This is a genomic window from Mycobacterium sp. MMS18-G62 (assembly GCF_053877835.1).
Map to the genome: position 1 here is coordinate 732,295 of NZ_CM132662.1, position 12,416 is coordinate 744,710.

Below are 12,416 nucleotides of genomic sequence, written 5' to 3' on the forward strand. Positions count from 1 at the left end.
GATGTCGTGGAGCGCCTTTGACGGCTTGACTCGCTCCGTCAGAACACGAAACGTGAGACCAGTTCGGCAACTGCGGCCGGCTTCTCGGTCCCCTCGATCTCCACCGTGTGACGCACGGTGAGATTCACGGTGCTCTCATCGACTTTCACCGCATCGACGAGATCCGAACGCACCCGAATACGGCTACCGGCCCTCACTGGCGACAGGAAACGGACCTTGTTCACCCCGTAGTTCAGCCCCATCTTCGCGTTCTCGATACGGTAGTTGTCCTTACGCAGCTCGGGAATCAGCGACAGGATGAGAAAGCCATGTGCAATCGTTGTGCCATATGGGCTTTCGGTCTTTGACCGCTCGACGTCCACGTGGATCCACTGATGATCATTCGTGAGGTCGGCGAACTGGTCGATGCGCCCCTGGTCCACTTCGAACCATTGGCTCACGCCCAGCTCGTCGCCGAGTGTCGCGACCGCCTCATCGACCGACCCGATCGTTTTCATCGCTACTCCTGCCATTCAACAAATATCGATATCTATTTAACGATATCCTAACGTGGCTGAGATATGGCACCGTCTGGCCTATAAACCACATCAGAACACTTGGGAAGCAACGAGCGTCGGGACGCCATACACCGTCCCCTCGAAGAGCTCGCGGACGGCGTTTCGATCACGGGTCGGCCATGGATGCGCCGAACGCTTGGCCGATCCGGTGATCTCCGTACGCATCTGGGCAATGGCCCGTGTGCGGCCCGCAACCGTCCCCGACCGACTCGTCAGCTTGCGCGCGTCAAAGCAAAGATCATCTCGGCGACGGCTGCGATGACTTCGTCTCGATCCACTCGTACCGATTGGGTATGGGCTGCATACCACGAGCGTTCCAGTAGGCCCATCACAGCGACGCCAATGGCTTCCGGCGGATGTCGGCCATGGCTGGCGATGGCTTGGCCGAGTTTCCACGCGGTGCGTGTGACCGTATGGTCGCGCGATCGTCTGAACGCTTCGTCGTCCGGAGCGGAATGCTGAGCCGCTATCGAGAACGCACCATGTCGGTCCAGGTTCTCGAAATACTCAGCTACCCAACCCCTTACGTCGTCAAGGCCATACGATTCCGGAAAGGTCTCCCATCTGGCGATCACCGCCAGCGCGTCGTGGTAAACAGTCTCGCCCAGAATGTTGAAGACCTCGCGCTTGTCCTTGAAGTAGGTGTAGAACCCCGCGCGTGAAATGCCGCAGGCTTCGGTGATCGCGTTGATCGAAGTGCCGGCATACCCGCGCTCGAGGAACAATTTGCGGCTCGCCTCGAGAATGACCGCGCGCGTCCGCTCACCTCGGCCGCCCTCGACTGTGTCGACGGCCTGTGCTCCCGAAGTCACCGTCATGCCCCGAGGATATACGACATCTGAACGCGGTGGGCCGTCTTCTGACACTAGCGTCAGGTGGCCGAGCCACAGGTGGAGCTACATATAAAGGGTTAGACAGAAAAATGGTTGACACAATCGTCAAGTTGCGTCAGGCTTGGTTGAGAAAGCACGAGAGGAGCAGCAACCATGACGCCATTAACCGAGGTACCGATCTTTGACGCCGACCAGCACATCTATGAACCGCCGGAGGCCATAACCAAGTACCTGCCGGAGCAGTATGAGAAGGCAGTCCAGTTCGTGAAGGTGGGGAAACGCACCCGGATCGCGATCATGGGCAAGATCACCGAGTACATGCCCAACCCGACGTTCGAGGTCGTCGCCGCCCCGGGCGCATACGAAGCCTTCTTTTCGGGAAACAATCCCGAGGGCTTGACGCTGCGTGAAATGGCCGGCACACCGGTCAAGACACCGCCCGCTTCGCGTGATCGCGACGAGCGGATCAAACTGCTCGATCAGCAGGGTGTGGATGCGGTGCTGAACTATCCGACTCTGGCCAACCTGGTCGAGCATTCCGCCGCTGACGATCCCGAACTCACCGCGGCGATCATCCATGGGCTGAATCAGTGGATGCTCGAGGACTGGGGCTACACCTACAAGGACCGGATCCACACCACCCCGGTGATCACCCTCGGCATCCTCGACAATGCCCTTCGGGAGTTGGAGTACGTTCTCGAGAACGGTGCCAAGGTGGCACTCATCAAGCCTGCGCCGGTCAACACCTACCGCGGTTGGCGCTCACCGGCGCTTCCCGAGTTCGATCCTTTCTGGCGCGAGGTGGAAGCCGCCGGGCTGCCCATCGTGATCCACGCCAGCCAGCCTCCGCTGGAGGAATACACCCACCAGTGGGAACCACCGATGACCAACAGCGCCTTCGACATGTCGAGCTTCAAGCGAGTGGTTCTCGGGCATCGCGACATCTCCGACATGATCGCCAGCCTGATCTGCCATGGTCTCCTGACGCGATTCCCGAAATTGCGCATCGCCAGCGTAGAGAACGGGAGCTCGTGGATCGGTCGACTCTTCGAGGACCTCGAGGACGCCTACAAGAAGGCGCCGCAGACCTTCGACGAGCATCCGCACGATGTGTTCCGGCGCAACATCTGGGTGTCCCCGTTCTGGGAAGGCAGCGTGGCCGACGTCGTCAGCACCGTCGGCTGGGACAAGGTGCTGTTCGGCTCCGACTGGCCGCACCCCGAAGGGCTTCCCGAGCCCAAAGACTTCTACAAGTACGCCGAGGACATGGACGAGCGACGCGCGTACGACTACTTGGGTGACAACGCTCGCCGGTTCATGGGTCTGCCGATCAAGAACCCGGACCCGGACGCGACCAAACCGCCGGTTCTCGAAACCGCTGGCGTATAAGACCTATGGCTCTGGGGCGGTGCGTCCGCCTGCCCCAGAGCCATAACTCACCGCCGGTTCTCGAAACCGCTGGCGTATAAGGACTATGGCTCTGGGGCGGTGCATATGCCTGCCCCAGAGCCATAACTCACCGAAGGGGCCTGGGTTGCCTGACACCGTGGTAATCGACGATGCCGAGATCGAGTACACCGACACCGGAACGGGACCACCCATAGTTTTTGTCCACGGCGTCTACGTGGCCGGCGCGTTGTGGAGCGATGTCGCCGAGCAGCTCTCAGGCGATCATCGCTGTATCGTCCCGACCTGGCCGTTCGGCGCACAGCGCAAGCCGGCTGCCCCGGGCGTCGACCTCGGCGTGGCCGCCGCAGGCCAGCGGATTGTGAAGTTCCTTGAGGTGCTTGATCTTTCCGACGTCACGCTGGTGGCCAACGACACCGGCGGCGGCATTGTGCAGGCGGCGCTGGGCAACGAGCTACTTGACTTCGACAGGGTGGCGCGCTTGGTTTTCACCAACTGCGACAGCTTCGAGAACTTTCCGCCATCCGGCTTCGCTCCGCTCGTGAATATGTGCAAGCTCAATGCAACACTGGGCGCGACCGTGCTGCGGCTGTTGGCAACGGGCCCGGGGCTGAATGCGTTCGCCAAATCGGTCACCCGACACGGTATCGACAGCGCTCGACGGCCCGCCATATTCGGTGGCTTCGCCACCTCCGCCATGGTTCGCCGCGACGCGGTACGGCTCACAGCCGACCTAAGCCCACGCCACACCCTGGCCGCGAGCACCGCGATCGAAGCGTACGAGAAACCCGTGCTGATCGCCTGGGGCACTGCCGACAAGCTGTTCCCGATTGCCGACGCGCACCGGCTCGTCGACGCCTTCCCGCAAGCCACGCTGCGTGCCATCGAGGACAGTTCGACGTATGTGATGCTCGATCAACCGGAGGAGTTGGCCGAGGCGATCCGGACATTCGTGACGTCGGCATCATGACTGTGACAGGTGGCGTTGGCTTGCTGCCCCCGGGCACGATTTGTAAACTCGAGCAAAATAGCTAACTATTTTGCTTTTTCCGCGTCCCCAAGGAGGCATTGGTGTCGTTGCAACCGTGTGTCGTCGACTTGCTGCGATGACGCGCGTCGCGGAGGGAGCTGATCAGCAAGACCTCGAAACACCCGACCGGGTCATGCGCCGGTTCGGAGTCGAGATCCTGCAGGTTGACCCGGCGACGGCGACGGCGGTCATGTCGATGCCCCTTGCCGGCATGCGCAACCCGTTCACCGGCCAACCCACGATCGCAGCGCTCGCCATCCTCGCCGACATGGCATGCGGAACGGTCAATCATGTCCGACGGGGTCCGAACGAGTGGACAGTGTCGACTGAACTGTCCGTGGATGTAAACCCAGAAGCGGCGGCCCACGCGCTGGACGGCGCCGACAGCGTCGTTGCCGAGGCACGGCCGGTCGGGTCACGCGCCAGCAGTTCATTGTCGTGGTGCACGTTCACGTGCGACGAGATTGTCATCGGTCACGGAACGGTGCGGTCCTACTTCATTTCTGCTGACCGGCGGGTGCCTGCCGATCCGCCGGAAACCATCGCCAGAAGCGCACAGACGACACTGGCGGAGTTGATGGCGGTGGAACTCGGACCCGCTGTCGATGGGATGCGGGTGCTACGCCAGCTCGATGACCCGATCGTGCGCAACGGCATCGGAGTAGTTCACGGTGGTGTTGTGGTTGCCGCACTCGAAATGGCGGCTTCTGGGGTGATGAATACCGACGGCGCGCCGTTCCGATCGGCGTCGGTTCGCGCTAACTTCCTGCGCCCATTTCACGCCGGCGACCGGTCGCGATACGCCGCAACGTCCCTCGAGGTGGGGCGCGACACCGCGGTCAGCGATGCGCAGGCCATCGAGGCCGACGGCCGCGTCGCGGTCACGGCCCGGGTGACCGGTTACCGCTGACGGCCGCGCGGTCGTGCCGGTTCGTCGCCCCAGGCGATGAGGTATCGACTCACCCGAGATTCAAGGCAGATCGCAGTCCGTGAGTCGAGCGGAGAGCTCCCAGAGTCGATGTGCAGTCTCGGGATCTGTGGCTTTGGCATGCAGTTTCGCGGGTTCGGGTCTGCCCCACTGGTGTAGCAACCCTCGAGGCGCGAAGTACGTACCGCTGGGTTCAGTCGACGTGATGGCGGCGAGCGTCGAACGTGCGCCGTGCGCGGGGTCCTGACCGAATGGACGGGTGAACTTGGATAGCCATTGCGCACCCTTGCTGGCATCGCGCAGGATGTCGCTGTCAACGGTGCCTGGATCGGCCGCGTAAGCCGTGACGCCGCGACGCGTGAGTTCGTGAACGAAGAGCAGGTTGGCGAGTTTCGATTCCCCGTAGGCCACCCACGAGGAATAACGTCGGCGTTCCCAGTTGAGGTCATCGAGATGCAGTCGAGCCCAAAGGTAGCCGCTGCTGGTTACCGACACGACCCTGTTGGTGATGCGATCGGCGAGCAAGCAGGTCAGCGCGAAGTGGCCGAGGTGGTTGGTGCCCATGTGCGCCTCGAAGCCATCGGCGGTGCGCGTGAGCGGCAAGCCAAGCACACCAGCGTTATTGACCAGCACATCGACGGTGTCCACTGAATCAGCGAACTTGCGCACGCTGGTCAGATCCGCCAGGTCGAGGTGCTGGACCTCCACGTTGCCGGACATCGCTGATGCCGCCGCAACCCCCTTGCTGATTGTGCGGCAAGCGATTACTACTTGGTGTCCGGAAGCGGCAAGAGCAGCGGCTGTGGCCTGACCGACGCCGCTATTGCTTCCGGTGACAATGATTTTCATCGGGTGGCTCGTCATCGAGTAACGACGGGCAGCTTCTCCCACCCGCGCACAGTCGACGTGTGGGCTTGCACCGCATTGTCCCAGTCCACCTCCCAGTCGGGGAAGCGCTTGAGCACCTCTTCGAGCGCCACACGCGCCTCGAGTCGAGCCAGATGCGCCCCCAGACAGTGATGGATGCCAAAGCCGAAAGAGACGTGGTTGCGGGCTTTGCGGTGGATGTCGAAGCGGTCCGGGTCGTCGAACACTCGCTCATCACGGTTGGCTGACGCCGTCAGCAGCAGCATCACGCTGCCCTCCGCCACCGTGGTGCCGTAGTGCTCAACGTCCTGCGCGACATAGCGCGCCTGCACCGGCGAGGGCGCCTCATAGCGCAGAAGCTCCTCGATCGCCCCCGGAATCAGGCTCGGATCGTCAACGAGTTGCCGCCGCTGGTCCGGGTGTTCGGCGAGGACCTTGCCCGCCCAGCCGATCAGCCGCACCGTCGTCTCATTACCGGCCGCAGCCAGCAGCGCCACATAGGTCTGGATCGCCGCCTCCTCGAGATGTTTTTCGGCGCCGTCAGCGTCGGTGTAGGTCGCATTGAGGAGGTCGGTCATGAGATCGTCGGCGGGGTGCTGCCGTCGGTAGTCGATATAGGCACCGAACTGCTCGGCGCCGAAATTGTCAAGCAACGCGGTGCTGCCCTCGGGCGGCGCTTCGCCGGAGTCGAGCTTGAAGGTCTCATCCACCCGCTGCCGGTGTCGCGGTTGATCGGCGTCAGGAATACCAAGCATCATTCCGATGGTTCGCATCGGGATTTCGGAGCCGAGATCGGCCACGAAATCAAACCTGTCCAGTTCTGCGAGCCGGTCGAGCGTGGCCACACAGAAGGCCCTGACCTTCGGCTCGATCTCGGCGATCCGGCGCATGGTGAACACCCTGGCCAGCAGCCCACGGTGCAGGTCATGCACCGGCGGATCCTCGAAAAGGATAAACCCCGGCGGTATCGGCGCCCCACTCTTGATCAGTTCCAGCACGCTGCTCCGGCCCGACTGGTACGTCTCCCACTCGACACTGGCCTTCTTGACGTCCTCATAGCGGCTCAGCGCATAGAAGTCATACTTTTCGTTCCGGTACAGCGGTGCCTCATCCCGCAACCGGCGAAACGTCGGATAGGGATCGGCGTCGATGTCGAAATCATATGGGTCGTAATTGATCCCGCCAGGATGCAATGTGGTATCGCTCATGCGCCAAGCCTCCTCGGTTTCTTCATTGCCACTCCCGCCCATCCGCACCTATATCAATATCTATTTAACTATATTGTCGGCGCGCGGCGCCAGCTTATTGTTCGCCTGGTCGATGAGGTACTTACCGTCTGGCCTGACGGACAGCGCGGATCTCCACCCGTTGAGCGCGATCCTTGAAGTGCAAGATGCCGAGGACTGTCGTCGAAGGCTCCCCTGTTTCGGCCGGCTCGGCCTATGCCCCTGGACCGCGAAATTGGCGCAGTTCGGCACGGCCTTCTGTTCGGTTTCCGATGAGAGGCCTGGGAATCAGAAATACCCAGGGGGACAGCAGATCTCGCGAATCAACGGTGAAAGCTGCACTGCGCCGCTTAGCTGTCGGCAGACTTCTGATGCGCCCCAGCGGTCATAGGCCTGAAGTGATCACCACGCGCGTGACGTCAGGCTCGTGGATTAGTTCGTAACCTTCATTCACAGCATCCAGAGGGATGGTCCGCGAGATGAGGTCGTCGAGGTTGAAGCGCCCTTGAAGGTAGAGGTCTGCATAGAGAGGGATATCGCGTTTCGGTGTGGTCGATCCCATGTAAACGCCGTGTACTCGCTTCTGCGAAAAGATAAGCGATAGCCCTGACAGGGTGATGGTCGCTGTCGGGTCGAGGGCGCCGATGAGATACAAGCCGCCACCTGGGCGCACCATCTTGAGCGCTGATCGCGTCACAGCAGGCAGACCGACGAAATCGAACACCGCATCGGCTCCGCGACCTGTGATGGCTGTTACTTCGGCAACAGCGTCGACCGAGGTGGAGTTGATCGTGTGGGTCGCTCCAAATCGGCGCGCCTTTTCCAGAGTTTCATCGAAGATGTCCACCACGATGATCGTGGTAGCCCCGGCGATCTGAGCGCCGTTGACGGCGCTGAGCCCGACGCCGCCGGCTCCGATAATGACAACTGAGTCGCCCGCCTGGGTGTTCGCGGAGTTCAACACCGATCCGGCGCCCGTGACGACGCAGCACCCGAGGAGTGCCGCCTGCGGGAACGGGATCTTGTCGTTCACCTTCACCAACTGGTTCTCATGCACCAACGCCTTCTGCGCGAAGCCACCTAAGCCGAACCCCTGGTCCACTGACTCGCCTCCGATCGTGAGACGAGGTGCTTCACCGGACGCACGCAACGTCTCTTCAGGGTGGAGGCACAGGAATGTCCGCCCTGTGACACATGACTCGCACTTGCCACACGTCTGCACAAGGCAGCCCACGACGTGGTCGCCGACGGACAGCTCGGTGACGCCGGGTCCGACGGCGGCGACGATCCCCGCGACTTCGTGTCCTAGAAGGAAGGGAGGTGACGGACCGAAATGAGCTTTGGAGAAGGTGAGGTCGGTGTGGCATAGCCCTGATGCCTTGACCTCGACCAGCACTTCGCGGCCGACGGGGGAAGCGACGTCGACATCTTCGAGGACGAACCGCGCGCCGAGCTCACGAACAATCATGGCCTTCATCTGGTGTTTCCATTCGTCTGGCGACCTCGGCGAATTCGCTGAATAAGGTCGGCAAGAGCTGTGCTAGGGGCTTTTGTGGTTCGAGCACACGGAATCCGGCGACGCGAACCAGTCGCGCAGACCTCGTGCCGTCGGAGAAGAGTCAAGCTTCGAGGCCCACGCATTTGGTCTGCAGATACTCTGCGAACCCTTCGCGCCCCATTTCGCGACCGAGCCCACTTTGCTTGTACCCGCCGAACGGTGCGTCGGGACCGAAGAAACCACCCCTGTTGACCGCGAATGTTCCGGTTCGGATTTTACGCGCCACAGCCATAGCTCGATCGACATCGGCCGACTGCACCGCGCCGCTCAGGCCATACGGCGAGTCGTTGGCGATCCTGATGGCATCGGCCTCGTCCTCATAGGGGATGACAACCAGCACGGGCCCAAAGATCTCCTCCCGGGCAATGCGCATCGAGTTGTCAACGTCGGCGAACAAGGTCGGCTCGACGTAGTAGCCGCCAGTTTCAGGAAGAGCCGCCTTTCCACCGGTCACGAGGCGCGCGCCTTCTTGCTTGCCGAGTTCGATGTATCCCAGCACTCTGTCGAACTGGGCCTGCGAGATGAGCGGCCCCATGACCTGCGACCTGGACTGGGGGTCTCCGTACTCCACGGCCTCGAACATCCCCTTCAGAATCTCGATGGCCTCGTCGTAACGCGACCGCGGTACAAGCATCCGGGTCACGATGGTGCATCCCTGGCCGGCGTTGAAGCAGACTTGAAGACCTGTCTTCAGCGCCTCAGGAAACACCGCGTCATCCAAGATGATGTTGGCTGACTTGCCGCCCAGTTCAAGGAGCACTCGCTTGAGGGTGGGTGCCGCTGCTTCCATGATGCGCTTGCCAACGGCGGTAGAACCGGTGAAGGAGATCACATCGACCCGCGGATCGGTGACGAGCTGTTCGCCGGCGGCGGCCTTATCGCCGCTGGTGACGACGTTCAGCACGCCGGCAGGCAGGCCGGCTCGGTGGGCCGCCTCGCCCAGAAACGCGCCGGCCCAGGGTGTGTCGGGAGCCGGCTTGAGAACGACCGTGCAGCCCGCAGCCAGCGCTGCGCCGCATTTGGTCAAATTGGTTTGCAACGGCACGTTCCACGGGCTGATCGCTGCGACCACACCGGCCGCCTCCTTCAGCAGCACTCGGCGGCTGGGAACGCCGGTGTACGAGGCGACGCCGATATCCTCTGTCCACTCGAAGTTCTCAGCTAGGTCCAGCGCCCAGTCCAGCATGTCGATTGGACCGTTCAGATGGATGAAGTAGCTCATGGCGAGGGTGCTGCCCACCTCGGCCATGATGCGGGCGCGCCACTCTTCCGCTAGGTCGTGCATCGCCTGCTTCCAGCGTCTCAGTGCGGCAATGCGGGTGGTGTGATCGGTGGACCAGTTCGTGTCGTCGAATGCGCGTCGAGCAGCCGCGATCGCCGCGTCCACATCGATTTCTGTTGCGTCGGCGGCATGACCGGCGATCGTCCGATTAGTCGGGTCTTCGACTGGGAAGATGCGATTGCCCTCTGCGGGGCGAAGCTCTCCGTCAATCAATAGTAGAGAAGTGAAGTCGTCGGGCATGGTGATTCCTAGGGTCTGGCGGATCCGCGGGCCGAAAGCTGGGGCTGAATGCAGTACCGGCCGGCTACAGTTCTCCGCTGTCGATTGGTTTCATGTCCGGAGCGAATTCACGCAGTATGTCAGCCCGATCGGCGTCGAGACGAGATGCGGCGGTGTGCGATCGTGATCGAATAGCCCCGTAGCGCACCGGATTGCGCAGCGTGGTGATCGAGCGGCCATCGCCCTCGACTTCGAGGCGCAACTCGGCCGCGTCGAACTGGTCGGAGCTGGTGGTCTGCTCGATATTGCGAACTATCGCGTTGGTCACGCGGGCGCGCTCAAAGTCCGCGTGCCATTGGGCCGTTGTGCGGGTTCGCATGATCGCCTGCAACTTCGGCAACAGCGCGGCGCGGTTCTTGACTCGGTCACGGTATGTGGCGAACCGGGGATCGTCCCTCAGCTCGTCGTCATTGAAGACATCGAGGACGGCTGCCCAGTGGTGCGGGAGGTATGCGGCCAGCACTATGGTGCCGTCCGCGGTCTCGTATACGCCGGCGGGTGTGGACATACGGGGGAAGTTTCCCGTTCTGGTCACCGCGCGGCCCGTGCTTAGGTATTGCGTGAAGTCCTGGGCGTGCATGTGGCAGGCCACGTCATAGAGCGAGACTTTCAGGTGATCCCCACGGCCAGTGCGGTGGCGCATCAACAGTGCGGCCAACACGCCCTGCGCGGCGACGTAACCGGTCGCGGCGTCGATGGGCACTGCTCCGATCTTCATAGCCGGCCCGTCTGGCTCTCCGGTGATGTCCATCCAGCCTGCTTCGGCCTGCACAGCCAGGTCGACCGCACCGCGTTCAGCGTTCGGTCCACGGTCCCCGTAGCCGTTAACGGACACGTAGATCAGGCCCGGGTTGCGTTCGGAGAGCGTGTCGTATCCGAGTCCCAGTCGATCCATCGCACCCACGCGGGACGCTTCCAGCATGACGTCCGCCCTGTCCAGGAGCGCAAGCGCCACCGCGTGGTCAGCCTCGTTGCGAAGGTCCAGAACGATCGACTGCTTGTCCCTGTTGAAAGTCTCGTACACGCCGAGGAACGAACCGTCGGAGGTGGCATCCATGCTGCGAGAGGAGTCGCCTGCCGGCGGTTCCACCTTCACCACGCGGGCACCGAGGTCAGCCAGCACCATCGCCGCCAAGGGGCCAGCTACCAACTGGCAGAAGTCAACGACTAGTAAGCCCTCCAGTGGCCCACCTATGTCGGCGGCGTTCTCGTGCATCGTTGCAACGGAATCATCGATCACTTACGATACGATACCCGTTCGTATATTTGTCCGCAAGGCGTCTAAGATGGTTGTCGATGTAGCGTCGCAAAGCGTCCAGATAAACGAGATATCCCCGGAGGAAGAGTCACCTGATGAGGCAACTTTCACCGGAAACCAGCAGGCCTACGACCTGCGAGATGTGGCTTATATAGACGCTTTGCGTCTCATAACTTCAAGAATTAGCAACTCATCGTTCAGTGTGGCGATGAGCCCGACGGAAGAGGGCAGGAATGACAAAAGCGGAAGCGTTGGATCTCGTCACATATGAGGTGGATAACCAGGTCGCCTGGGTCACACTCAATAGACCGAGTGCGATGAACGCCTTGAGCATGGGGCTGATGTCACAGTTGGGTGACGCGTTTGCCCAGGTTGCCCACGACGACGGCGTGCTGGCGGTGGTGATTACCGGTGCTGGTGGGCGAGCATTCTCGACGGGCGCTGATCTCAAGGAGGTGGCCGCGGCGCAAGCGGCGCAGGCCGCCGCCGGTGGGCCGGCCAGCGATATGGGCGGCTGGGGCAGGGGCGCGTCAGGGGGCGGGTTCCGGGCGGTCGGGCGATGCGTGAAGCCGGTAATCGCGGCGATCGATGGCTATTGCATCGCCGGCGGGCTCGAGCTGGCACTCACGTGCGACATCCGGATCGCCACGCGGCAGTCAGTCTTCGGGTTGCCTGAAGCACGCCGAAGCCTGATCGCTGGGCCCGGGACGATTGAACTGCCTCGCCTGATCCCGCGTGCGGAGGCTTTGAAGATCGCGATCACCGGAACACCGATTACGGCGCAACGCGCGTATGAGATCGGACTGATTCAGGAGTTGGCGGAAGATCGGGATGAGCTAATGAACATCGCTCGATCCATGACCGCAGACATCACGCTGGGCGCACCGTTGGCGGTGCGCGACATCAAGCGTCTCGTGCGCGCGGCACCGGAGCTCTCGGTCGAGCAAGCAGGAGGGTTACGCGAGGTGCTGACGCGGCAGTTGGCGCAGACGGCGGACGCGAAAGAAGGGCCGAGGGCGTTCGCAGAGAAGAGGCTACCGAAGTGGACGAACAGCTAAGGTGAACGCCACGGATACTTCGCTGCGAACGGTGTTCGACGGTGGTGAGGCTAAGTGACCTTCTCCCGCCCCCCGAGCCTGTTCTAGAGCGCGTCCGGGCGCACCGCTCTTGGCGTCGATACGTCACCAGTTG

General features: G+C 62.2%; 11 protein-coding genes. 4 read left to right on the forward strand and 7 right to left on the reverse strand.

Annotated features, from left to right (window positions below; genetic code table 11):
* Positions 1-38: 38 nt before the first annotated feature.
* Both ACWW36_RS03580 and ACWW36_RS03585 read right to left on the reverse strand, forming a co-directional pair.
* Positions 39-497 (reverse strand): MaoC family dehydratase, encoded by a 459-nt coding sequence (locus ACWW36_RS03580; protein WP_456140233.1) that lies wholly within the window; start codon positions 495-497, stop codon positions 39-41.
* A 272-nt stretch (positions 498-769) separates the two neighbouring features.
* A complete protein-coding gene (locus tag ACWW36_RS03585; protein WP_456140234.1) occupies positions 770-1,375 on the reverse strand; it encodes a TetR/AcrR family transcriptional regulator in 606 nt (201 codons plus the stop codon).
* A 168-nt stretch (positions 1,376-1,543) separates the two neighbouring features.
* On the opposite strand from ACWW36_RS03585, the gene ACWW36_RS03590 reads away from it, so the two are divergent.
* The 3 genes from ACWW36_RS03590 (at position 1,544) to ACWW36_RS03600 (ending at position 4,737) form a co-directional block, all read left to right on the forward strand.
* Entirely contained in the window at positions 1,544-2,779 is a 1,236-nt protein-coding gene (locus ACWW36_RS03590; protein WP_456140235.1) for an amidohydrolase family protein, read from the forward strand.
* A 145-nt stretch (positions 2,780-2,924) separates the two neighbouring features.
* Positions 2,925-3,767, forward strand: a complete 843-nt coding sequence (locus tag ACWW36_RS03595; protein WP_456140236.1) for an alpha/beta fold hydrolase — start codon at positions 2,925-2,927, stop codon at positions 3,765-3,767.
* 136 nt (positions 3,768-3,903) lie between these two features.
* On the forward strand, positions 3,904-4,737 hold the full coding sequence (locus tag ACWW36_RS03600; RefSeq protein ID WP_456140237.1) for a hotdog fold domain-containing protein: 834 nt from the start codon (positions 3,904-3,906) through the stop codon (positions 4,735-4,737).
* Between the two features lie 60 nt (positions 4,738-4,797).
* Here ACWW36_RS03600 and ACWW36_RS03605 read toward each other — a convergent pair whose 3' ends face one another.
* From ACWW36_RS03605 to ACWW36_RS03625, 5 genes are all read right to left on the reverse strand, one after another.
* On the reverse strand, positions 4,798-5,604 hold the full coding sequence (locus ACWW36_RS03605; protein WP_456140238.1) for an SDR family NAD(P)-dependent oxidoreductase: 807 nt from the start codon (positions 5,602-5,604) through the stop codon (positions 4,798-4,800).
* 11 nt (positions 5,605-5,615) lie between these two features.
* Positions 5,616-6,830, reverse strand: a complete 1,215-nt coding sequence (locus tag ACWW36_RS03610; protein WP_456140239.1) for a cytochrome P450 — start codon at positions 6,828-6,830, stop codon at positions 5,616-5,618.
* A 403-nt stretch (positions 6,831-7,233) separates the two neighbouring features.
* Positions 7,234-8,325: a zinc-binding dehydrogenase gene (locus tag ACWW36_RS03615; RefSeq protein ID WP_456140240.1), complete on the reverse strand. Its 1,092-nt coding sequence runs from the start codon at positions 8,323-8,325 to the stop codon at positions 7,234-7,236.
* A 142-nt stretch (positions 8,326-8,467) separates the two neighbouring features.
* The gene (locus ACWW36_RS03620) at positions 8,468-9,934 is read right to left on the reverse strand and encodes an aldehyde dehydrogenase family protein (RefSeq protein ID WP_456142351.1); all 1,467 of its coding nucleotides are present in this window, start codon (positions 9,932-9,934) and stop codon (positions 8,468-8,470) included.
* A gap of 58 nt (positions 9,935-9,992) precedes the next feature.
* Complete coding sequence (locus tag ACWW36_RS03625; protein WP_456140241.1) at positions 9,993-11,207, reverse strand: CaiB/BaiF CoA transferase family protein; 1,215 nt, start codon at positions 11,205-11,207, stop codon at positions 9,993-9,995.
* Positions 11,208-11,458: 251 nt separating this feature from the next.
* Between ACWW36_RS03625 and ACWW36_RS03630 the strand changes: the two genes are divergently transcribed.
* On the forward strand, positions 11,459-12,283 hold the full coding sequence (locus ACWW36_RS03630) for an enoyl-CoA hydratase/isomerase family protein (protein ID WP_456140242.1): 825 nt from the start codon (positions 11,459-11,461) through the stop codon (positions 12,281-12,283).
* Positions 12,284-12,416 lie beyond the last annotated feature (133 nt).